Raw genomic sequence first — 22,107 nt, 5'->3', positions numbered from 1 at the left:
GCCAACCCATATCCCGGCTGCATGCACGCCGGACGATCACGAGTTTAGCCGGATAAAAAATCCGCTCCCCGAAAAAGCGCCATCATTATAATTGGTTAACATCATCCCAAATTCATGGGCATCATTTGCAACTAATGCCAGATAATTCAGAGACTACTGTCAAGGCAAACATATTATTACTGTTATCAAAACGTATCGGGCAGATTCAGGCATTTACATGCAAAATCAAGAAAGCGCATTAACTTCGGGAAGTATGGAATTGCGAACCATTAGAAATATCAATTAGGCGACGAAAAACTGGGTTAAATCAAATCACTAATTCTCCGCCAAACATTATTTAATCAGGATAAAAATCACTGAAAATAAATCACTTACGTAACAATACTCCAATTACCCTTTTCGTACGCCAAATGTAGCGTGGCCTTCACCCTCCGGGATTCTGTTCTTTTGGCGGCCGGCAGATCCTCGTCGACCATCCTCGAAGCAAGGTTAAAAAGTATGTTCAAATCACGACGCCTGTTCATATAATACGTGGTGTGTGAGCCGAGAAGTTGCAGGAACTCTTCGATCCCGGAGGTGGTTAAATTCCGGATCGACATTTCACGTTCGGCCTCATCAAGAAATTCCATGAAATAATTAAAAGAGTAACGCAGGTTGTTCTTGTGATATTTGCTGAGATCTGAGGCCAGTTTTTTGTCCAATGCCAGTTAGAACAGCAGGCCGATTGGATCATTTTTAACTTTCTTGTTCATTGGGCAAAAGTCCTTCACCGATTCCGAAGTATCCCCATAACTTTCCGAAAGCCCAGGCTAATATTGATATGGCTTAAAGACCAGTTCCGGTAATGGCTTCTAAAACAAATCATTGAAAAACTGGCAAAACCGGAATGAACGCAAATCACAACTGTGATTTGATTTATTTAATGGTCATCCTGAAGTTAGTGTTCAAAAAACACCCCACACTAATTTCTTCACCTTAAAAAGGAAAAATTACAGCAATCATTCACTTTCATCCTCCGAATTTTTACGCTTATAATTTAGCGATAGTTAATAATGAGTCTTTTGCACGGGAGACTGCAACATTCAACATATTTACTCCAGCATCAAACAAATAGCTATTCCCAACATCATTTGCATACCTGTTTCTTTATATTTCGTCAGGAACCCAATTAACCCTTAAATAATGAGATAATTTTAATATATAGTCAAGAGTTTTACCATCCCTACAGGCAATACAAATACGGGGCAGTTTAACGATTTTACTGGTTGGCGGGCCAGCAGGAAGGTCAAAGTCACTTCGAAGCGGTTCGGGTTACTGGGTTTAACTTCTAAGGTCGTCTTTTATTTTCTGCCGGTGCTGTATACCCCATTTCGTTAATGCGCCAACAACCTCTTCAAGCGTGTGGCTATAGGGCAATAATTCATACTCAATCATTACAGGATATCCGACGGATACCTTTTTTATGATAAATCCGTTTAGTTCCAGCTCTTTAAGCTCGCTGGAAAGTACCCTCGCAGAAATTCCCTTAACCTGCCTCTGGAGTTCTGTGAATCTGTTGTTGCCTCTTGCCATAGCAATAATGATCATCAATTTCCATTTCCCTCCTATGGCGTACAACGCATCACTCACAGCACTTAGTATGGTAGCACATTCTTCTGTAAACTCCTTATTGTCTATCGGTTGATTTTGCTTGTTTTCAATCTTCATTATTTCAATTACTTAATTATTAGTTACTAACCTTTAGGTAACTGCTAACAAAATGTAAGCAAATGTAGTCTATTTTTACCTTCATAAAACATTTTCAAATACTAAATAACGTAAAATCATGACATCAGAAATTTTAAAGATCAAAGAAGAATTAAGAGGCCTCATAGATGCGTATGCATACTTAGGCGATGAAAAAAAGATTAAGGAACAAATGGGCTTGCTTACACCGGATGCTATCTATAAAGCTTATATGGGAGACTTTTTAGCAGCAAATGTTTCCGGTACCGAAAACCTGGAAAAAGAATTTAACGGGCACGCAGCACTGGTGAAAACCTATTTCACCCTGAATGGGCAGCATATCGTAAAAATAGACGGAGATACTGCAACGGGCGTGTCTTTTTCCCAAATCAAAATGATCAGGGAATCTGAAGGAAAGAATATTATTTCAGACTACAGCGTCAAATACAATGATACCTATGTGTGCCAAAATGGAAAATGGTTAATCAAAGAACGTATTGGTTATTTCATTATCGTAGAAGCAAGAGAGCTGAAGAATTAATCAAAGCGGGGCGATACAGCTTCGGGAAATTGACTTATCTCAAACAAACAAATAAGACTTTGTGATCACAAGCGGCAACAGGGCGATTACCGTGTTGCCGCTGAATATTTGCGGCCCATAGCGAACTAGTTTGCAATACGGCTGCTGCTTATACCAGTCTTCGGGTTTGAATTACTTAACTTTGCATTATGGATACCGCACAGACGCGTTCAATCTCTGAATTCAACAGGGAGCTCAAACTCAAAGGCTTCAACGTCTTCCAGATAGAAGAAGATGGTGCGGCAACCCGTACCTATAGCAGAAAAGATTTTTACAAGATATGCCTTACCACAGGTAAAAGCGTTATACATTATGCCGACCGGAGTTTTGAAGCAGAAGGCACAGTTTTGTTCTTTGGTAATCCGCATATACCTTATTCATGGGAAACGATCTCCACCACTTATATAGGCTATACCTGTCTGTTTTCGGAAGAGTTTCTGAACGTCTCAGAACGAAGCAACATGCTGCAGCAATCGCCGTTTTTTAAAATAGGTGGCACGCCCATACTGACGATCACAGAGCAACAAAGAGCATTTTTAAATACGATATTTCAGAAAATGATCAACGAGCAGCGAAGTGAGTATGCTTATAAGGATGACCTGATCCGCAATTATATCAACCTGATCCTGCACGAAGCCATGAAGCTGCAACCATCAGCGCATTTTGATCAGCATAAAAATGCAACGTCAAGAATAACAGCGGTTTTCTTTGAATTGCTGGAACGGCAATTCCCCATTGAAAGTCCTGACAAACCCCTTGGATTGAAAACCGCACAGGATTACGCACAGCACCTTGCCTTACATGTGAACTATCTGAACCGTATGGTTAAAGTGGCGACAGGTAAATCTACAACCACGCATATTGCCGAACGGATCATCCATGAGGCCAAAGCGCTCCTGCAGCATACTAACTGGAACATTGCAGACATTGCCTATGCCCTCGGCTTTGAGTATCCCAGCTATTTCAACAACTATTTTAAACGCATAACGGGCACCAATCCAACTTCCCTGCGCGGCGCAGGAGTTTGAAACTCTTAACTATTGGTTTGATTCTCATAAACAGCGAAGCCACAATCTGCCCGAACTTTGCGTTATGAACGACATCTTCGACAGACTTAAGTCCGGAGAACTGGTTGAGCTTACTGATCCTGATTTTTTTAAGGTGAATGAAGTTGTGAGCAGGACACTGGCATTATCGCCATTGCTCAACGCGGCAACCAGCGTGGGCGAGATCAGGGAAAGGCTTGGCGAGATCACCGGCACAGCGTTAGATAAAAGCACTGCTGTATTCGCGCCTTTTTATACCAACTTCGGGCGCTTCATTAAACTGGGCAAAAACGTTTTTATCAATCATGCCTGTTCCTTCCTGGACATGGGAGGTATTACACTGGAAGATGATGTACTGATCGGCCCGAAGGTGAATCTGATAACGGAAAACCATCCCTTAGATCCTGCCGCCAGGCGGGGGCTGATCTGCAGGCCCATTTTAATCAAACGCAAAGCATGGATCGGCGCTGGCGCCACAATCCTGCCGGGCGTAACCATCGGCGAAAATGCGGTTGTTGCGGCGGGCGCAGTGGTTAGCAGGGATGTTCCGGATAACTCCATTGCAGGCGGTATTCCCGCAAAAATTATCAAAACTATTTAAAAACATGCAAAAACTACTTATTGCCATAACGGCCCTGCTGATGCTTTGGGGCCGCGCTGATGCACAGATCAAAAACAGCCAAAAAGCCGTAACAATGAAAGAAATATCATCAAAGGGGTATACAACCTTTAAGGTAAGTAACCAGGTTACTTTGTATGCCGTCACTTTCTACAACCAGTTTCAGATGAAAGTAGCCGGGCATCTGTTTATTCCCGGGAGCCTGGACCGGGGCCAACAACATGCAGCCATTATTGTTGGGCATCCTATGGGTGCGGTGAAGGAACAAAGTGCCGATGTTTATGCCTCAACCCTCGCCGACCGTGGGTTTATTACCCTGGCAATCGACCTGTCTTTCTGGGGCGAAAGCGACGGGCAGCCGCGCAACGCGGTATCACCTGATATTTACGCAGAAGATTTCAGTGCGGCAGTTGACTATTTGGGCACCCAACCATTTGTGAACCGGGAAAAGATTGGCATAATCGGGGTTTGCGGCAGCGGTAGCTTTGTTATCAGTGCAGCAAAGATCGACCCGCGCATGAAAGCTATCGCCACGGTAAGTATGTATGATATGGGGGCTGCCAACCGCAATGCTATACGTCACTCGCTAACCCCGGATCAAAGAAAGCAAATCATTGCAGATGCAGCAGAACAGCGTTATGTGGAGTTTACAGGTGGTGCAACAAAATACACCGGCGGCACAGTGGCTAAGCTGGATGCCCATACTGATTCTATACAACGCGAATTTTATGCCTTTTACCGCACGCCGCGCGGCGAATACACGCCTAAAGGAGCAACAAAGGCAACCACAACACATCCAACATTGACCAGTAACGTCAAATTCATGAACTTTTATCCGTTCGACGATATTGAAACCATATCACCGCGGCCCATGTTATTTATTACCGGCAGCAACGCACACTCGCGGGAGTTCAGCCAGGAGGCTTACAAACTGGCCGGAGAACCAAAAGAATTATACATTGTTCCTAACGCAGGGCATGTCGATCTGTATGATAAGACCGATCTGATCCCTTTTGATAAATTAACCGCTTTTTTTAACAAATACTTAAATTAAAACAATAACGATATCATGGAGATCATTAAAAACGGGGCGCAACCATCATCAAAAGGGCCGGAAGCCTGGTTTACCGGTGCCGTGCGCATAGACCCTTTATTTCAAAAGAAAGCAGCCACCAAGGGTGCCGGGGCATTGGTCACATTTGAGCCGGGTGCCAGAACGGCCTGGCATACCCATCCGGCAGGTCAAACGCTCATTGTCATTTCCGGTTTGGGATGGGTACAGCGTGAAGGTGGCCCTGTCGAAGAGATCAGGCCCGGCGATATAGTGTGGTTTGAACCAAATGAAAAGCACTGGCATGGCGCTTCGCCGGATAAGGCCATGAGCCATATTGCCGTTCAGGAAGACGTTAATGGCGAGGTAGTAACCTGGATGGAAAAAGTAACCGACAGCGAATATTCAAAATAGCAAACAATGGAAACAACAGTAAAAAGCATATGGTACTGAAGCGGCAGATGCGCCGATCCATAATATAGAGATCCGGCGCAGAAATGTGATGCCCGCCGATGTTGAGATCGACATCCTTTATTGTGGTATCTGCCACTCTAATCTGCACGCGATAAAAAATGATTGGGGAGGTACTACTTATTCCGTTGTTCCTGGTCACGAAATCGTTGGCCGCGTTACGCAGGTGGGTAGTGAGGTCACCAGGTTTAAGGTGGGCGATCTGGCCGCGATCGGCTGCATCGCAGACAGTTGTGGTCACTGTAATCAATGTCATAAGGGCGAAGAGCAATTTTGCGAGAATGGCTGGACAATAGTATTTAATGCACCCGACAAAATTTCCGGCGGCGTAACCTGCGGCGGCTTTTCAGAAAAAATCGTCGCCAAGGTAAACCATGTGCTCAAAATGCCGGATAATTTCTGAAATAAACCTATAACTATAACATAAAACTTTGTAGTAACTATTTCAAGTATGCTTTACGGAAATTCGATAGCTTTCTTAAAGATGTTAAATGCAGAATGAAGTAGAAGTAACACCGGGGCCAAATCTTAGCCCCGGCGTTTAAAAATAAGAACTTAATAAATGCCCGACCACGTGTATGACGGAGCAACAACAGTTTGAGAGGTATTACAATAAAATAAACTCCCCCATCCAACTTCATCGGTAATGGTAGCTGTAGCGCCTTCGTTTACATGGCTTGACATCACCTGCTCGGTATAGGGCATACTCAAACCCCGGTAACGGTGATAGTAATTATAAGCCATGTACCAGATAGGCCGGTAATTACCACGGTTAGACGTTGAAATAGCAGCAATAGGAGGAGTAACCTGCCAGATTGGTGTTGCGGGGGTTACGGAATCCCAGGTCGCGCTATTTCCAAGATTATATTTAGCCGTATATTCCATCGCCTTACCAATCACCCCGCTGCGCGCGTCATAAAGCGATTTGTCGCCCTGATTATAGGCCATTTGAGCCCACTCCAGGAAACTGGCCAAACACAATTGCGTATAGTATTGGTCACGGCCGCCCTCAACAGGCTGACCTGTAGATAAAAATGCAGTTACATTTGTACCATTGTCGGCGCCATTGGCAGCAGTCCTGTTAAAGTATTCAAGCGATAGGTTATAGGCCGTCTGGCTTTCGCAAAAAATACCATATGCCATCATAAATTTACCCGCACTGGATCCCCATGACGGCCAGCCGGCCACAACAAACGGACTTGTTTTACTATAAGTTGCAGCGTAGGCGGCATAGTAATTATAAAAGATCTTGAAGAGATTTTTATAATTGGTTTTTTTTGTTGAGGTAAGGCCCGAATAGTTGTAAACCATATCTGCCCCATAAATCATAAAATGCAACCCATAGCCATTACACAACTGCCAGTCGTTGTCGGGATATTGGATGGAGGTACAGGTTGAGGCCCATGCATCAAGCAATTGAATAACCTTGTCGGCATAACTGCTTTGGCCAGTCATATTCCACATAACGCCGTTTACAAACATAGCCATTGCATCATTTTCGTAATCGCTTTTGTATAAATTACGGCCTACCTGGGCATGTGCATGTGGTGCATAACTGCTGGATAAAAATGTAGCATAATTGCTTTGAAAATTAGCAAAAGTTGTTTTGTAGGGCTCCACATTAGCCATTGCCTGGGCATAGGCATACTGCATTTGCGGCTTGGTCAGTACAGTTCCGGGATGTATGAAATCAATCGTCGAGGTTTTTAAGTTGCCATTTGATTGGTTGGTGGCCTTTGTAGCTGCCAGGCCTTTTTTTTCTTTAGAGCAGCCGGTGAACATTGCAAGCATAATGATACTCACATAAAACAAAGTTTTTCTCATAATTTTTCTAAAATTTAATTGGTAAAATGTAATTAGTACGATTTAACAAGCACCAATTTTTCAGTAGCATTTCCTTTGCTTCAGGCAATAGCTCACCTGTCGCGCTGATTTAGCACCGTCAAACATTTTTATTAAGTATTGATTTTAACTGATAATTGGCGATCAGTTTCCGGGTATAATGAGAGAATTTTATACCGGGCATGAGCATAATTGATCCATCCCCGGATCAATTATTAGGTTTAAAGTGTTTTTAATTTATTTCATCAGCTTGGGGTTTAAGTAATACATATTGAGTTTGTTAGAAGAAGCATAACCATGGTTTAATATTTTAAGTGTTTCAATTATTTTTCAATAAAAAAAGATTGTTCTACGGGCACCGCAGTTTGCAGTTTCGGCTCATGGCTATTGCCATATTGCCAGGCCACTACTGTAACTTTTACCGGAAACCTGCTGCGCAGCGGAATAGCTGCAATATTTAGTTTGCCTCCTGATAATTCGGCAGGACCTTCCAATACATAAAACCCTACAGGTACTTTTGCGTCCGAGCTGGCTTCCAATTTTATTCCTTTCGCGTATTGCTTTTGATTAGGGATTGGGGAGAATGTAATATACTGCTCCTTCCCTATTGTGTTACGCGGCGGCACAACCATCAATGATTGCTGTACGGCGGGTTTATAACCAGCATCTCCCGGATGCGTTGCGGCAAACCAGAGCTCATAACTATGCGGATTTTCCCAATAACCGGCCTGCGGACTTAACCTGAAAGTGGAATCATTTAACTTAATAACCGGGCCTGTAATCCGGTTAATAGCTATAGGAATATTTCCGGCAGCATGCCCTATAGCAGAACCAACCGGCATGCCAGCCCAAACAGGTAAGCGGGGACTGCCTCCGGGCACAGTATCATAAAAAGCAGCATGGAGTTTAAAAGTAACCCCATCGGCCTCAGGTTCAAATTTCAGGTTTACCTGCTGATGCGTATTGCGCTGTTCAACCATTTGGCCATGCTGTACATAACCTATTAACTGTGGTTTTTGATTACGATGTTTCGCCTGGTAAACTGTTGTTGCCCGGGCTGTTTCTTCATCAAAATACCAAAAGGCTTCTGAAACATCGCCCTTATACCTGCCTACCGGTGCAGCATCTGCGGCGGGCAGTTCATTATAGCGCCATTTATCAACCAGCCAGCCGGTTTTTGTGGGGTCGATATCAATCAATTTCGGTGCAGAACCCGGAGGTGCATTTTTTGGTAAGCGGTACTGCATGGTTTTTTTAATGTAGAAGGCAAGGTAGCCGATTTTTTCCGGCGTGGCAGCAAAATGCCCCTGGGCCGGGTTGGATAGCATACTCAACGGCAACAGCGGATGGTCCTGCCTTTCCTTTAATCCCTCATCGCTCCAGGTATTAGCAGCTTCGTATTCGCCCATCGTTTCCAGGCAAGGGATGTAATCCAGGCTTTGATCTTTGCTCCAGATATCGGGTGCAAAAACATTTCGCACATATGGCCATTGACCGCTTACCGAGATGCAAGCCAGCGTACGCGAGGGGTTCAACGCACCGAAATAGTAAGGTGCACTTGCAGCTGCCGAATGCCCCATGGGTATTACCGGTGTTGTTTTTAATTCGCCGTAACCTGAAATATCGGCAAGCTCATTAACCAACGCGTTAAACTGATCTCCGGCGCCTTCGTTAAATAAAAACTTAAGGTTAAAAGCGGGGCTAACCCAGATCTCCGCAACACCCAGTTTACCCATTTCAATTCTAAATTCCGGATCTTCCAATATGAATTGCTCCTCCATATTGTTTTGGGCGAATATGACGGCCTTCACCTGTTTACAATTTGGCGATATCCATAAAAATGCCCTTGACGGGTCCCTGTTAGTACCAGCAGGCTTAACCGGCACCGACCATTGCCAAACAGCGGCTTGTGCTACCGGCAGAACCGCCAACATCAGCGCACTTAAAAAAATAAAATAATGACAATACCTTCTCATAATTCTAATTCAATACAATTTCAGCATCGGTGCTTGCGGGCATACTAAAACACCATTGTTTATTGCCGCCCTGATTTACCAGCTCGCCTTTTATCGTCACATTATTGAGTGTGATAGTATGGTGAGCAGGCAATATGCCGGCTGGCAAATAAAGCTTCACCGGGTGATCGGCAGTAAAATGCAGCTTGCCTTGCTCCAGCCACAATGCGGCAGATACCAGCTGCGATGATGTTAAGCTGTAACCACTTCGGGTTATACTTACCCCCTTACCTAAAAACAGCCGAACCAGTTTATTCCCGGTAATGCTGATCACACCGTATAATCCTTTAAACTGCATGTCCTGAAAACCAACCTGCTGAGTTTCGGCGTGTGCAAATATGTAATCGTTTTGCCCGGATTTATTATTGACTATTAACCCTGTAAAGCCTGGTTCATTACCAAAAGAACTGATGCTTTTAATAGCAGTTCCGTTATTTGCAGCCCCTGATGGCTCATAGATAGCTGCAAAAGGCCTGCTCCATGCCTCGCCTGTTTGACGGACAACAACCGTAGGTAAAGGCATGTTGGCGATGCTATCCGGGATCATTTCATTTTTGCGCCAGGCCTTTGATGGCGGCGCCTTTACACTGAATACTTCCCTGTCGGCATAACCCTTCATCCACATATTCATGAATATGCTGTCCCTGCCGGGGATACCTAAGTTGAAGCGGGCTTTAAAATCATGATCGGTTTGGATCGATTTTTTATCGTAGAAATAATCGTAGCCTACCAGTTCTGTATTGGCGAATGTAAGTTTCTCGGTTGGCCGGATATTGAACGGTTTATTGTTGTTATCCGATAAAGTTACCTGCTGCCCAAGGTTATGGTAGATATAATCATGTGTTTTGTCCTTGCCATCTTTACGCCTCGACCTGAAAATATCTACATAATACCCGGTTGAATCACCGGTGCGGATAATACTCATCAGCCTGTTTTGATCGGCATTGGTTTCGGGCTCAAGGAAAGAAACGTCCGAAAATGTGATGCCTTTAAAATAACCGGCTTTTTGTGCCGATTGAGGATAACAGGCGTTGAGTTTTAAGGGGTGGTTACTTTTCATAGCCGGATAAGATGAAATGCCATCAACCACTACGGTATTATGCGCCGGAAACTGTGAGTAATATTCGGCATAATCGGTTTGAAAGTAGCTTCCACCAATACCGCCTTCAGGTGCAAGTACTATCCCCCTGCCATAAAGCTCCATAGCAATGCCGTTGGCATGCATGTGATTGCCGCTGGAACCAGCTTGTGAAATCATTAGCCCTGTGTTTACATCCAGGCCGTTACGCTGTACCATCCAGCTTACATTGGGCGACCAAAACGTTGCCGTAAGGTAATCACCCGGCAATCCTTCTTTAACTGTATCAGGAATAGTAATAGGAGGATTGCCAAACAGCGCATTGAAACCCATTGGGCGCATGGCTGTTTCGGAGCTTTCCTTCTGTGCTATAGCATTCATGGTCTTTAACATCCGGCTGTAAATGGCCTCCTGTCCAGCTTTGTTATTCACACGGGCATTACGGATGAGGTCGGAGATGGCGTCAGTACGGAGCTTACCGTAATGGGTATCACCGAAACCAACTATGTAACCATTGGGATACAGGTATTGTGCATAAGCCAGCACTGCTTTGGGCAATACAGGAATTTGTTTGAGGAGATCGGTATGCAGCGTACGGTCAAACAGGTTTACAAACCCGGTAAAATCGGCAATTACATTTTGGGAATAGCCGGGACACTCGCCCCAGATAGCCATTACCGGGTCATAGCCTTTGAGCAGTGTGGTCAAACTCCATTGGCGGGTAGAGGTTTTATTCAGGATCTGGTCGAGATAATACTGACAACCTCTTTTATCTGCATACTGATTATCATTTTCGAGGATGATAGCGATATCTGCTACAAACTTGGCTTCTATTAAATCCCAGTTATTAAAAGGCACCCCATTTTTGATAATAAGATCTGCCCATTTTTTAAATGTAACAGCATATACAGGTAATTTTTCAGGGTGATGTTTTTTGATATAGGGGAAAAGAAAATCGTACCCGGCGGTTAAAGGTTCCAGCACATCTTCATGGATCACTTCAAAAGCAGATAAACCTACCAGCGTTTGATCATGACCATGATTGAGATCAACGGGCTCGTTCCGGTATCCCATCCCTGTGATATAGGGATCCAGGATAGAATAGGCAAAGGCAGCATACTTTTCATCGCCGGTAAGCCAGTAAAGCATTGCCGCGTTCCGGGCCTTTTCAATGATCTCGATATTGATGGACTCGATGATCCGCCCGGTTTTTGACTGCTCAACCCACTCCCATGGCTTGCCGGGCACAGTTCCGTTTTGCAGGTACAATTTACCGTATTCATCCATGTGAGGCTTGATGTCTTCCAGCTTCGGGCGTATATATTGGGTGGCAGCGTCCCGCGTCCCGGTAAACCTTACGGTAGGCACCAGTGCATGACCGGTTGCATAAGCATAGATTCCATTTTTAATAAAAACATCCGTATAATGCTGTTTCCAGTACATCTGCAACCGCGACGACATCCATGTGCTGTCTGTTTGATAACGGGAAACATTTGCATCTGCGTCTGCCCAGATCTGGTTAAAGGTTGTCGTTGCCCAGCCTTCATTTTTTATAAGTGCGTTAAGCTTATCCCTGCCTGTGCTTTCATCAGCAAGCAGGCGGGGATGGCCTTTTACATTTACACTTGAGATATCCATCTGTTGTGCCTTCACAGATGTAATTGTAATTAACCATAGCAACAAACCACATAACACAAGGCCGGTCTTCACGTTTTGCCTTTCCCAATGCTTCTTTATCATCTTATTATTTTTCAATTTCATAGTCATTTATGTCCATGCTTAGCCGCCTATTCTTATCAATTTAAATCCCAATAAACCACATAGCGCTGGCGGTGCAGGTTATAGTAAGGCCCGAGTGTAACCTGCGTTCCATTGGTTGTGCTGGTGGTTTTAAAAGTTAATAGTTCTCCTTTAACCGGTGTTATTGTCCCGGCAATATTCTCATTATGGATCTTCAATCCATGAATAAGATTTGCCGGGATGTTATAGTTATAATCATAATACTGGTAGGGATCGGTGGCGTCATGATAAGGTGCGTGCGCCGGCATTGTTTCGGTACCCATTTCACCTGCCAGCACTATCGGCCCATACATAACAGCAGCTATTTTAGGATTATCCGGGGTTGGTTCCAGGTGCAAGGTCATCGGGTAGGTTATTTCTACCTTGTCACCAGTTTTCCATTTACGGTTCAGAGCGATATAGCTTCCAGGTGACTGGTTAACTTTGATGTTTTTACCATTTATTTTTATCACTGCTCCGTTGCGGGCCCATTCAGGGTAACGGATGTAAAGCGATAAGCTTTCTGCATTTGCAGAATCGATGATGAGTCGTGTGGTCGCCTCTTCGGGGTAAGCAGTAACCTGCCTTAACTTCAAACCTTTCGCTTTCCAGGTCAATATAGAAGGAATGAACAGGTTTACGTAAACGCCCTGATCGCTATGATAATAGATTGCTTCGCCGTATTTTGACTGACTTTCAAACCCCGAGCCTACACAACACCAAAACGAACTATCGCGGGTACTGTACAGCCGGAAGGCCCCGGCTTTTAACGGCGTAAAATAACATACCATACCGGTTTTGGGATCCTGCTGCCCCAAAATATGATTGTATAAAGCCCGCTCATAATAGTCGGCATATTTCACGTCGGCATCCCAGGTAAACAGGTGGCGCGTTACCTTAAGCATATTGTAGGTATTGCAGGTTTCGCCGGTATAGCCGGTTATAAATTTTGATATTTTCCCTGGTTCGATAAAGTGTTCCTTATCGCTGTTACTGCCGATTACATAGGTTTGATTATGGATCACATTGTCCCAGAAATTACTTACGATGGCTTTGTCCCTTGCATCTCCTGTTAATTCATAAGCACGGGCCTCACCCGTGATTTTGGGAATAACGGTATTGGCGTGCATCTTGTTAAGCTTATCTTCCCCGGCGGCTAAGGGGTCAAGCACGGCATGATGATAAAACAGGTCGCCAAGTTTTTTATGCTCCGGATTACCTGTTATGGAATACAGATTATACCAAGCTTCGTTCATACCGCCAAACTCGTTTCTGAGCATTAACGCCAGTTGGTCCTGGCTCAGCGGTGTTATTTTTTTGTATGCCCATGATGCCATTTTACTGACCACATCAAATGCTTGCGTATTGCCCGAGTACCAATAGGCATCAATTAAACCGGCAGTTATTTTATGCAGGGTGTACCAGGGCGCCCAAACGCTTTTTCCTTTAATGTTTCTGTCGATATAATTTTGCGGGAAAGCGCTTAAATAGCCATCTTCATTCAGGGTAGCCTGCACCTCCGCAAGCCCTGCAACCAGGCTGTCTATCTTTTTCTTAAAAACTATATTACCGGTGGCAGCATATTGAAAAGAAAGCCCTGATAAAAGGTGGCCTATGCTGTGCCCCCTTAGTTCCATATCCAAAGCTTCCCAGCCGCCAAGCGGAGCAGGCATTTTGGTTTTACTTGCTTTATCGTCTGTCAGCATCCCGGCATTTACCCTAAAACTATGCAGCAAACGGTTAACCGGTAAGGATAGCATCCATTCGCCTTCACGGTCCATATTATTCTTAAAGCGGCTATCAAGCAGTTTCACATCCTGCAGGTCAAAGCTGTATGCTTTAACATCGATCTTGGGTTCAACTTTTATTTCAGACTGATGCTGGCCAGCATATTGAGCAGATCCCTCCAAAGGCAGCACCAACAATCCAATCCACAGGAACCTCTTAATTCTCTTCATTTTCTTTATTTTATCGTATTCAAAAAAGCCAGCAGTTTTTCATTGAACCCATCCGGGTTTTCAAGGTTACTGACATGTCCCGCGTGAGGAATGATCATCTGCTTAGCCGACGGCAACACTTTCAATAATCTATCGGGAACGTTCGCATCAACATCACCGGTGAGTACCATTACCGGAACGGTTATTTTTTGTGCCCTTAACCGGGCTTCAGCTTCGTTACCCAGCAAAAAGCGGGGCTCAGGATGCTGAGGCTGCCAGGCATCCCATTTATAGATCATGTTCCAGACAGGCAGCCTCAAATTTTCGATAATTTTACCGTTGCGTTTGGTCAGCTTGTTAAACCATTCTTGTTTACCGGCCTGTACTCCTTTTGCCTGCCATGCTTTGATCTTTTTATGTTGTGTTTCGACCTCTTCTGCAGTCCAAGGATGATTGGGTCCGGGCACGTCAAAGAAATCACCACTGGCTGCTGTTGCAGAAAGTAAGCGACCGGGGTAAAGTGCTAAAAAATCTGTAACGATAAATCCTCCTAAAGACAGGCCTACGATGTGCGCTTTTGCAATATGCAGCTGATCCATTAAAGCTCTCAGGTCATCGGCATGCAGGGCTTTCTGATTTTCAGCCGGCATTGACGACCAACCATATCCCCGCAAATCATACCGGATTACCCGGTATTTTTTTGCAAGCGCAAAAAACTGCGAGTCCCATTCCGTACGATCAAATGAGTGGCCATGGATCAGGATAAGCGGCTCGCCTTTTCCTGTTTCTTCATAGTAGAGTTTAGCACCATCAGTTGTCGTAATATAACCGTGTTTTACATTGCTCACGCTCGCCTGGGCAAGCACATCCCTCACCAACAGCGGCAATACGGGGCTGCCTAAAAACGAATTAAAGCCATTTTTCATTTCAGCTACGCGGGCAAGCATAAATCCATAAACATGGTTCTTTTTATCGATCCAGGGATAAGCCCCCGCCCAACTCGGGCTGCTGATCAGTGTGGCGTTACCTTTGGCATCAACCTCCTCCCGCCATTCACCAAGTCCATAAATATCCTTTCGCTCACTGGCCCGGGTGTTCTCAACATAAGGGTCGGTCATTTTAGCATTCCCAACCTGGTCGGCCTGCATCTCCTGTATAGCTTTTAATGATAAGATGCGCTTGCCTTGATAAACTCCGTTGTGAATGATCATGTTTAAAAAACGGGCATAATCTTCCAGTCCGGATGTCGCTCCGCCGCCCAGCATGGGGTTTTGGCCACCAACATCGCTTACGGGCGTAAAATGGGTTAACCGCATGCCTAAGGGCTTTGCTATTTTTTCCTGGAAGATTGTTTCCCAATCCCTCCCTTCAGCTAATTCGGCCATGCGACCGGCTACCTGCATAGCAAGGCCGCCGTATTTAAATTTGGTACCGGGAGCAGTATCGGCAGCCAGATCGACGATATGAGCTACCGATTCCTTCAGGGTTTGATAGTTATCAGCATGCCGGCCTTCCGGCTGATAATCAGGGTACCCGGCAGTATGCGAAAACAGCTGCCTCAAAGTGGCATCCCCTTTTTGATCTTTAAATTCGGGCAGCCATTTTTTAACCTTGTCATCCCATGATAATTTGCCTTCATCAACTACAGCAGCTATAGTAGCAGCAGCAAGCCACTTGCCTGCCGATGCTATATAGGCCACCGTTCCCGGAGTATAATTGCCGAAATATTTTTGGTGGATAATCTCGTCGCTCTTAACTATAATTACAGATGCTCCTTTGTAATAACCGCTGTCAACCCAGCCGCCGATCTTCCTGTCCAGGTAAGAAAAGTCATAAACCACAGGTATTTTTGCTTTCATCTGTGCAAATGCTCCACTAACTACAGCGGCCTGTATGAGGGTTGAGATGATTATCCGGGCGCTTTTCATTAGTGCTTAACTTTATAAAATTTGGCGCCGAATAAAAAGATCACCACGTAGCATATAATCGGCAGGTAATAAGCGTGCGCTACACTATGGTTGGCTATCTGCCCCATGATCATCGGAAATATTGCGCCGCCTACTACACCCATCGCTATAAAAGATGAAGCTTGTTGTGTATGACTACCCAGATTTTTAATCCCCAAACTGAAAATGGTAGGGAACATGATGCTGAAAAAGAAGTTGATCATCAGCAGTGCGATGTATGATGTCCAGCCCAAGCTTTGTGCAACTATCAGGCACATTAAGATACTGCCGCAAGCAAATGCCGCTAATAATTTATTAGGCGCGATATAGGTCATTAACGAGGTGCCTACAATACGCCCCAGTGCCATCATCCCCATAAAAACGATCATAAAATATCCGGCCTTTTCATTGCTGAAATGCATAATATCTACGCCATAATTGATAAAGTATGCCCAGGTGCCGGCCTGTGCAGCTACGTTAAAAAACTGAGCTGCAACCGCCCATACAAAATGTGCATGCTGATGTAGTTTTTTTGAGGGCTCAACATCTATATTAACGGCGTCCGGATCAATTACCGAGGTTTCTGCATGTGGATCAGTTAACGCCGGAATTTTCAAAAACATAAAAGCAACCGCTATGAGTATGATTACACAGCCAATGGCTACATATAGCGTTTTTACGGAGGTAAGATCGGTTGAGCGTACCGTATCCGAACTTAGCAGGAAATAGGAACCAATAGCAGGGCCGATCATAGTACCTACCGCGTTAAAGGTTTGCGCAAAGTTTACGCGCTGGTCGCTCCGGCGTTGATCACCCAATGCAGCTGCAAAAGGATGCGCAACGGTTTCTAAAGTAGCCATACCACAGCCCATAATAAACAAGGCTATCCGAAAAAAGGTAAATGAGGCTGCGTTGGCGGCAGGCACAAACAAGAATAAACCCGAGGCAAATAAAATCAGCCCAAGGATTACACCCGGTTTATAACCAAACTTCTTTAAAAAATACCCTGCGGGGATACTCATAATAAAATAAGCCCCAAAAACGGAGAACTGGATTAAGCCGGATTGGGATTTGGAGAGATTGAGCACATTTTGAAAATGCTTGTTCAGCACATCGCTCATGGAGTGGAGTAATCCCCACATGAGAAATAGCGAGGTTACAAATACAAAAGCTACGATAAATCTTTTCTCGGTAAAAGCTGGTTTATTGGTCATATTGTTTATTGAAATTAATTACCCGGATGATTGGCGTTAAATAAGATATTAACTCCCGACCTGCTATCAAAGCCTGCTGCAGCACCCATCAGGGCTGCATCTTCTCCTAATAGAGCCAATTTTATTTGCAAACTTTCAGAATGTGATGTTAACCGGCTGGTGAGTTCATCCAGAAACATCCCTGATGCTTTTGCTATATTGCCACCAATAACAATTACATCAGGTTTCTCAGCCAGGACGATATCGTTAAGGAATAACGATAAGTTAGCCGTAAACTCATCAAATATGGTCCTCACTACAGCGCTGTGTTTGGACATTAATATTAACGCGCTCACCCCGGTAGCGGACAGGCCGGTTATTTCACGATATCGCCGTAAGAACCACCTGGTAGAAAAGTAATCATCTGCAATACTATCTTTATAAAGCCGGCTACCCAGGTTTAAATCATTCACAATACCATCAACACTCCAGGCAGATCCAAACCCCGTGCCCAGCGTAATCCCAAGTACCTTACGGGAGCCGGTGCCTGCCCCTGCCACAACTTCACCCTGTAAAAATGCTTCAGCATCATTCCGGAACAGGATAGCTGTGGCATCTATACCGAGTACTTCCGACAAGTATAACTTAATATTTAAACCATAAATGGCCTCATATTTATGCAGGTCTTTGATCAATGAGATCCCATTTTCATAATCAAACGGGCCCGGCATTGCCAGGGCAACCTGCTGAACCGGAGAACCGAATTTTTCATAAGCCTGTTTCAATGCCGCCGCCCAGCTTTTAAGTATTTCAGCTGCTGTCCCCTGGGAGTCTACACTTAACCTGGTACGGGTATCTTCAATGATCATCTTTTTTCCCAGATCAATGACCGCTGCTGTAATATGTGTACCGCCGATATCTGCGCTGATTACATAATTATTTTTATTCTGTTGGCTCATGTATAATATATTATTTTATAGATTATTTTTCCGGGGTAAGATAAACCGCCCCCCCGCCCGATGGCAGCAGGGCAAGTTTTAATACTGTTTTACTGTTTACACTTTTACTGCTGACCTTAACATGGGTTGCTGTATTCACCAATGGATCATCGCTGTAAATCGTCGCGTTATACTTTTTGCCGGGTTCTAAAAAACTCAGGTTAAGTTTAACCTGGCGCGCATCATTGTTGGTGATAGTGCCTACAAACCAATCTTTTCCGCTCCTTCGGGCTGTAGAGATGTATTCACCGGGCATTCCCTGCATTATTTTTGTTTCATCCCAGGTAGTTGGGATCTTGTCCCAAAATTCCAGTTCGGGCTCATTATGCTCTGCCGAAGGTTTGTCATACCAATACAGTGTTTGCAGCGGGCTATAATAAATAGCTGCCAGCGCCAACTGGTGAGCATGAGTAGTTTTAATGCGTTTATCAAAATAACAGATGGTATAATCAGCAGCCCCGGCAATGTACCGCGTAAAAGGCAGCACCGTGTTATGCGTGGCATCAGGCATTTCTTCGTTACCACGGATCCCTTCGGCCGACATCAGGTTTGGCCAGGTACGCTGCTCACCGGTCGGCCGCCAGTCGTCATGAATATTTACCATGATATGTGCCGCAGCAGCCTGCTGAATTGCTTTTTCAACCCAGGTTGTCCAACGATGCGAACCCTGCTGCACAAAACCAAACTTTACGCCCTTAACACCCCATTTATGATAGATGGCAAACAAACTATCGCTTTGGGCATACAGCCCCTGCTGATTAACATAGAGCCAAACGCCCACACCTTTATCATTTCCATATTTAATTATACCAGGCAGGTCAAAATCAGGTATAGCTACTTTGCTGGCATCTGAGCTAAAGCTAAACGCCGGCCCATACCATTTCCAGTCAAACAGGATATACTGCAGGTTATGCTTTACCGCAAAGTCGATATTTGCTTTTGCATCGGTAGTGGTTTGTGCCATTACCCGCATAATTTTACCGGGCTTAATCCAATTGGCATTAGTTATTCTTGATGGCTCGTTGAGGTTAAGCATCATATAGTTATGCTCAATCAAATCACCTGGCTTTTCGGCTATCATGATTGCCCGCCAGGGGGTACCTACAGGCGAGATCAGCTGTGCCCCGCCAAACATCGAGGTTACCAGGGTGGATGGTTTATCAGCACTTAGTTTAAATTTGGTACGTGCATAATCAATTAGCTGGGCTTCTCCGAGCGCCGCATACAGGCCATCGGGGAGTTCTATAGTTAATGGCCGTTCACTTTCGCCGGGCCAGTTTTTCAGGGGCAGTTTATAATATGGCGCCTGCGCCCAATTGGCAAACCAAGCCTGTGTACCTTCAGGCAGGTGGAACTCATTATTTTCTGCCGTGATGTTATAGTAGGTACCTTTAGGGTTTTCCGGGAAATAATACCTAAACGCTACACCCTCATTGTAAACCCTTACCTGTACCTGCATTACATAAATTGGGTTGTCATCTTTCATCAGCGTAATATTGATTGCGTTGTAATGATCTCTAATCATAGCCTGCTCTCCGGTAACGGGCACCCAGGTTGTATCATGCCGGGAGGAATCAACCCCGGTGACCAGCAGGTTTTCGCACCAGTTTTTATGCTGATCGACCTTCAGCGCCATAGCTTTTTCTGAAAGGTCATTATCCAACTGCAAATCAAGGGCCGACGGCAGAATTACCGGTTTGTTTTTATAATCCACGCTATAGTACATGGTACGCTTCCCGGCCTCAGCTTTTTGACGAAACCTGAATATTATATTTTTATCCGGCGACCGGAGGCTAAGTACAGAATCTTTTATTCCCTGTCCCTGAACCACGCCTATAAAGCAGCTTAGCCACAAACCTGTAATCAATATTATTGCGTTTTTTTTCATGTCAAATAGTATTATCCCCAGGTAAGACAAATAATTTCACGATTTATAATCATATCAAAAGCAATTAGCAGCAATAATTACAAAGGAGGTTACCGATCATCCTGAGGGATAACATGTTAAGGATAATTCCTCCATTCTTTTTATATGAGCATTAGTAAATCCAAAGCCGGCCGGAAACCGGCTTCGGATTCATTGAATGTTCTTGAAAACTTTAGCTTAATTATTCGGGATATCCGCCAGGTTTTTATACGAACGTATCCAGTCAACCTTCGCTTTTTCGCCGCTTGCACAGTCGCCAAAATCAAGGTAAATACCACCGGTTGCAGAAGCTGTCGGGAACGTCGGAAAGCCATCATATAAGCCTGATTTTGGTGCCCATTTAATGACATAGACCTGCGTACCTAAAAGTGTCATGTCTGTTTTACTAACATACCTGTAATCATGGTTGGTGCCGCTGATGTTCCAATAAGCCTGAACAGCCCAGTCGTCGGTGCTCTTTTTTAGTTTGGGGATCTGGGTAACCTTAACAGCAAGATAAGGATAGGTTACAGGATCTAACAAAGCAGAGCCCTGGTATGCGCGAACATACGTACCAATTGACCCGGACACTTCTAACTGGCCATTGGCAACCGCCACTTTTGAATTTTCGGCCCAGGGTACGCCACCCCAGCCGGCCAGTTCATCAAACTCCCATCTTAACGCGCCCACAGCCACCGGTGTTAAACCGCCTGCCAACGGGTGGTAAAACAATAAGCTCCCCCAGCCGGTACCATCGGTAACCGTGCCGTCGGTTTGCCGTTCAATAGGCGTGTGCTGCTCCAAAACGCGCTGGGTATAAGGCATAGCAGCCCCAAGCCTGTTATGAAAATGATTATAAGCCATATAGTATATCGGGCGGAAAATGCCCCTGCCATCTGTAGCTATAGACGGGTATACCCATTGTCCGTAAATCTCTGGAAAAGCTGTATTGAATGGCACATCTTCGCCAAGGTTGTATTTAGCGCTGTATTCAAAAGCTTTTAGTATTACACTGTCTTTGGCCACCCACATATCGGGCTTTCCCTGGTTATAGCCCATTTCACAAAGCTCTTCAAAGTTGCAAAGGCCCAACTGGGCGTAGCCCTGTTTCCTGCCCGACTCCTGGTTTTGCCCCGTAGGTAAAAAGTAATGGGCAACTGTGCCATCGCCGCTTCCTGAATAAAAATAATTGTAGGCGGCATCAAACATTCCCTGATCGTCGAGGAATATGCCCATGGCCATCACAGCTTTTGCATTATCGCTATCCCAGGTTCCGTTAGCACCACCAGGAATTGCAATGCTTTTGATTACCGGGTACCAGATGTTACGGAACATATCCTTACATTTCTGTAAATCCTCTGCCTTCCAGCCTGAGTAATCACGTACCAGTTCGGCGCCGTTGGCCATAATAAATCCATTAAATCCTGCACACAGGTAAACATCAGGCCCGGTGCTTGTTATTGTTTTTAAAGTAGATGACCAGGCGTTAAGCATGTTAATGGCATTATCGGCGTATTTATTATTACCGGTAAGTTTCCACATCAATCCCTGGCAAAAAATAGCGTACGAATCGTTTTGAATTATATTGGCATAATCAATTCCATCTTTTGCTATAATAGATTGATCGCGGGTTATCAGTACAGTTGGCCCCTGCATTTTATAAGATATGGATGCCCAGGAGGTGCTTTGCAAAGCTGCAAATGAGGTGTTCCACGGATCGGAAGATGATGAAAGCTGGGTTTTGATATAATCAATTGACTGTGTTGTGAGTAAAATACCCGGATGCACAAATTTGGTAGCTCCGTTTGGATTAGCTACACCCTTACTGCTTTGCTCTACACCATACAATGACGGTGATTTTTTGCAGGACATTGTTACCAATATGGCACACAACGCCATTAACCATAAAGTAGGTTTCATA

Annotated in this window: 17 protein-coding genes; 6 read left to right on the top strand and 11 right to left on the bottom strand. The window is 44.7% G+C overall.

What is annotated here, in order from left to right:
- Window positions 1–371 precede the first annotated feature (371 nt).
- The gene (locus tag SNE26_RS02790; protein ID WP_321557859.1) at window positions 372–701 is read right to left on the bottom strand and encodes a hypothetical protein; all 330 of its coding nucleotides are present in this window, start codon (window positions 699–701) and stop codon (window positions 372–374) included.
- A gap of 619 nt (window positions 702–1,320) precedes the next feature.
- Window positions 1,321–1,707 carry a helix-turn-helix domain-containing protein gene (locus tag SNE26_RS02785; RefSeq protein WP_321557858.1) on the bottom strand — a complete coding sequence of 129 codons (387 nt, stop codon included), beginning with the start codon at window positions 1,705–1,707 and terminating at the stop codon, window positions 1,321–1,323.
- A gap of 118 nt (window positions 1,708–1,825) precedes the next feature.
- On the opposite strand from SNE26_RS02785, the gene SNE26_RS02780 reads away from it, so the two are divergent.
- The 6 genes from SNE26_RS02780 to SNE26_RS02755 all read left to right on the top strand — a co-directional run bounded on the left by SNE26_RS02780 (window position 1,826) and on the right by SNE26_RS02755 (window position 5,895).
- Window positions 1,826–2,266, top strand: coding sequence for a nuclear transport factor 2 family protein (locus tag SNE26_RS02780; RefSeq protein ID WP_321557857.1), 441 nt, complete (start codon window positions 1,826–1,828; stop codon window positions 2,264–2,266).
- 188 nt (window positions 2,267–2,454) lie between these two features.
- Window positions 2,455–3,333 carry a helix-turn-helix transcriptional regulator gene (locus tag SNE26_RS02775; protein WP_321557856.1) on the top strand — a complete coding sequence of 293 codons (879 nt, stop codon included), beginning with the start codon at window positions 2,455–2,457 and terminating at the stop codon, window positions 3,331–3,333.
- Window positions 3,334–3,397: 64 nt separating this feature from the next.
- A complete protein-coding gene (locus SNE26_RS02770) occupies window positions 3,398–3,952 on the top strand; it encodes a DapH/DapD/GlmU-related protein (protein ID WP_321557855.1) in 555 nt (184 codons plus the stop codon).
- A gap of 4 nt (window positions 3,953–3,956) precedes the next feature.
- Complete coding sequence (locus tag SNE26_RS02765; RefSeq protein ID WP_321557854.1) at window positions 3,957–5,024, top strand: alpha/beta hydrolase; 1,068 nt, start codon at window positions 3,957–3,959, stop codon at window positions 5,022–5,024.
- 15 nt (window positions 5,025–5,039) lie between these two features.
- Complete coding sequence (locus SNE26_RS02760; RefSeq protein WP_321557853.1) at window positions 5,040–5,435, top strand: cupin domain-containing protein; 396 nt, start codon at window positions 5,040–5,042, stop codon at window positions 5,433–5,435.
- An 88-nt stretch (window positions 5,436–5,523) separates the two neighbouring features.
- Complete coding sequence (locus SNE26_RS02755; protein WP_321557852.1) at window positions 5,524–5,895, top strand: alcohol dehydrogenase catalytic domain-containing protein; 372 nt, start codon at window positions 5,524–5,526, stop codon at window positions 5,893–5,895.
- A 152-nt stretch (window positions 5,896–6,047) separates the two neighbouring features.
- On the opposite strand, the gene SNE26_RS02750 is transcribed toward SNE26_RS02755, so the two are convergent.
- The 9 genes from SNE26_RS02750 to SNE26_RS02710 all read right to left on the bottom strand — a co-directional run bounded on the left by SNE26_RS02750 (window position 6,048) and on the right by SNE26_RS02710 (window position 22,106).
- Window positions 6,048–7,316 (bottom strand): alginate lyase family protein, encoded by a 1,269-nt coding sequence (locus tag SNE26_RS02750; protein WP_321557851.1) that lies wholly within the window; start codon window positions 7,314–7,316, stop codon window positions 6,048–6,050.
- Window positions 7,317–7,657: 341 nt separating this feature from the next.
- Window positions 7,658–9,310 (bottom strand): hypothetical protein, encoded by a 1,653-nt coding sequence (locus SNE26_RS02745; protein WP_321557850.1) that lies wholly within the window; start codon window positions 9,308–9,310, stop codon window positions 7,658–7,660.
- Window positions 9,311–9,314: 4 nt separating this feature from the next.
- Window positions 9,315–12,167 (bottom strand): heparinase II/III family protein, encoded by a 2,853-nt coding sequence (locus SNE26_RS02740; protein WP_321557849.1) that lies wholly within the window; start codon window positions 12,165–12,167, stop codon window positions 9,315–9,317.
- Window positions 12,168–12,223: 56 nt separating this feature from the next.
- Window positions 12,224–14,164: a beta-L-arabinofuranosidase domain-containing protein gene (locus tag SNE26_RS02735; RefSeq protein WP_321557848.1), complete on the bottom strand. Its 1,941-nt coding sequence runs from the start codon at window positions 14,162–14,164 to the stop codon at window positions 12,224–12,226.
- 5 nt (window positions 14,165–14,169) lie between these two features.
- Window positions 14,170–16,071 (bottom strand): alpha/beta fold hydrolase, encoded by a 1,902-nt coding sequence (locus tag SNE26_RS02730; protein WP_321557847.1) that lies wholly within the window; start codon window positions 16,069–16,071, stop codon window positions 14,170–14,172.
- The gene (fucP, locus tag SNE26_RS02725; protein ID WP_321557846.1) at window positions 16,071–17,303 is read right to left on the bottom strand and encodes an L-fucose:H+ symporter permease; all 1,233 of its coding nucleotides are present in this window, start codon (window positions 17,301–17,303) and stop codon (window positions 16,071–16,073) included. The genes SNE26_RS02730 and fucP overlap by 1 nt, the downstream gene beginning before the upstream one ends.
- Window positions 17,304–17,317: 14 nt before the next feature.
- Entirely contained in the window at window positions 17,318–18,241 is a 924-nt protein-coding gene (locus SNE26_RS02720; RefSeq protein ID WP_321557845.1) for an ROK family protein, read from the bottom strand.
- A gap of 22 nt (window positions 18,242–18,263) precedes the next feature.
- A complete protein-coding gene (locus SNE26_RS02715) occupies window positions 18,264–20,168 on the bottom strand; it encodes a glycoside hydrolase family 97 N-terminal domain-containing protein (protein ID WP_321557844.1) in 1,905 nt (634 codons plus the stop codon).
- 216 nt (window positions 20,169–20,384) lie between these two features.
- On the bottom strand, window positions 20,385–22,106 hold the full coding sequence (locus tag SNE26_RS02710; protein WP_321557843.1) for an alginate lyase family protein: 1,722 nt from the start codon (window positions 22,104–22,106) through the stop codon (window positions 20,385–20,387).
- Between the last annotated feature and the right edge of the window lies 1 nt (window position 22,107).

This window comes from Mucilaginibacter sp. cycad4, from assembly GCF_034263275.1.
In the GTDB taxonomy this organism is placed as follows: Bacteria; Bacteroidota; Bacteroidia; order Sphingobacteriales; family Sphingobacteriaceae; genus Mucilaginibacter.
This window is presented reverse-complemented; position numbering and strand designations above follow the sequence as displayed.

Excerpts from the sequence above, each read along its gene's own strand:
- SNE26_RS02745 (WP_321557850.1), bottom strand. The coding sequence starts at position 9,310 with ATGAGAAGGTATTGTCATTATTTTATTTTTTTAAGTGCGCTGATGTTG.
- SNE26_RS02760 (WP_321557853.1), top strand. The coding sequence starts at position 5,040 with ATGGAGATCATTAAAAACGGGGCGCAACCATCATCAAAAGGGCCGGAA.
- SNE26_RS02770 (WP_321557855.1), top strand. The coding sequence starts at position 3,398 with ATGAACGACATCTTCGACAGACTTAAGTCCGGAGAACTGGTTGAGCTT.
- SNE26_RS02785 (WP_321557858.1), bottom strand. The coding sequence starts at position 1,707 with ATGAAGATTGAAAACAAGCAAAATCAACCGATAGACAATAAGGAGTTT.
- fucP (WP_321557846.1), bottom strand. The coding sequence starts at position 17,303 with ATGACCAATAAACCAGCTTTTACCGAGAAAAGATTTATCGTAGCTTTT.
- SNE26_RS02715 (WP_321557844.1), bottom strand. The coding sequence starts at position 20,168 with ATGAAAAAAAACGCAATAATATTGATTACAGGTTTGTGGCTAAGCTGC.
- SNE26_RS02750 (WP_321557851.1), bottom strand. The coding sequence starts at position 7,316 with ATGAGAAAAACTTTGTTTTATGTGAGTATCATTATGCTTGCAATGTTC.
- SNE26_RS02730 (WP_321557847.1), bottom strand. The coding sequence starts at position 16,071 with ATGAAAAGCGCCCGGATAATCATCTCAACCCTCATACAGGCCGCTGTA.
- SNE26_RS02780 (WP_321557857.1), top strand. The coding sequence starts at position 1,826 with ATGACATCAGAAATTTTAAAGATCAAAGAAGAATTAAGAGGCCTCATA.
- SNE26_RS02755 (WP_321557852.1), top strand. The coding sequence starts at position 5,524 with ATGCCCGCCGATGTTGAGATCGACATCCTTTATTGTGGTATCTGCCAC.
- SNE26_RS02720 (WP_321557845.1), bottom strand. The coding sequence starts at position 18,241 with ATGAGCCAACAGAATAAAAATAATTATGTAATCAGCGCAGATATCGGC.
- SNE26_RS02710 (WP_321557843.1), bottom strand. The coding sequence starts at position 22,106 with ATGAAACCTACTTTATGGTTAATGGCGTTGTGTGCCATATTGGTAACA.
- SNE26_RS02775 (WP_321557856.1), top strand. The coding sequence starts at position 2,455 with ATGGATACCGCACAGACGCGTTCAATCTCTGAATTCAACAGGGAGCTC.
- SNE26_RS02765 (WP_321557854.1), top strand. The coding sequence starts at position 3,957 with ATGCAAAAACTACTTATTGCCATAACGGCCCTGCTGATGCTTTGGGGC.
- SNE26_RS02740 (WP_321557849.1), bottom strand. The coding sequence starts at position 12,167 with ATGATAAAGAAGCATTGGGAAAGGCAAAACGTGAAGACCGGCCTTGTG.
- SNE26_RS02735 (WP_321557848.1), bottom strand. The coding sequence starts at position 14,164 with ATGAAGAGAATTAAGAGGTTCCTGTGGATTGGATTGTTGGTGCTGCCT.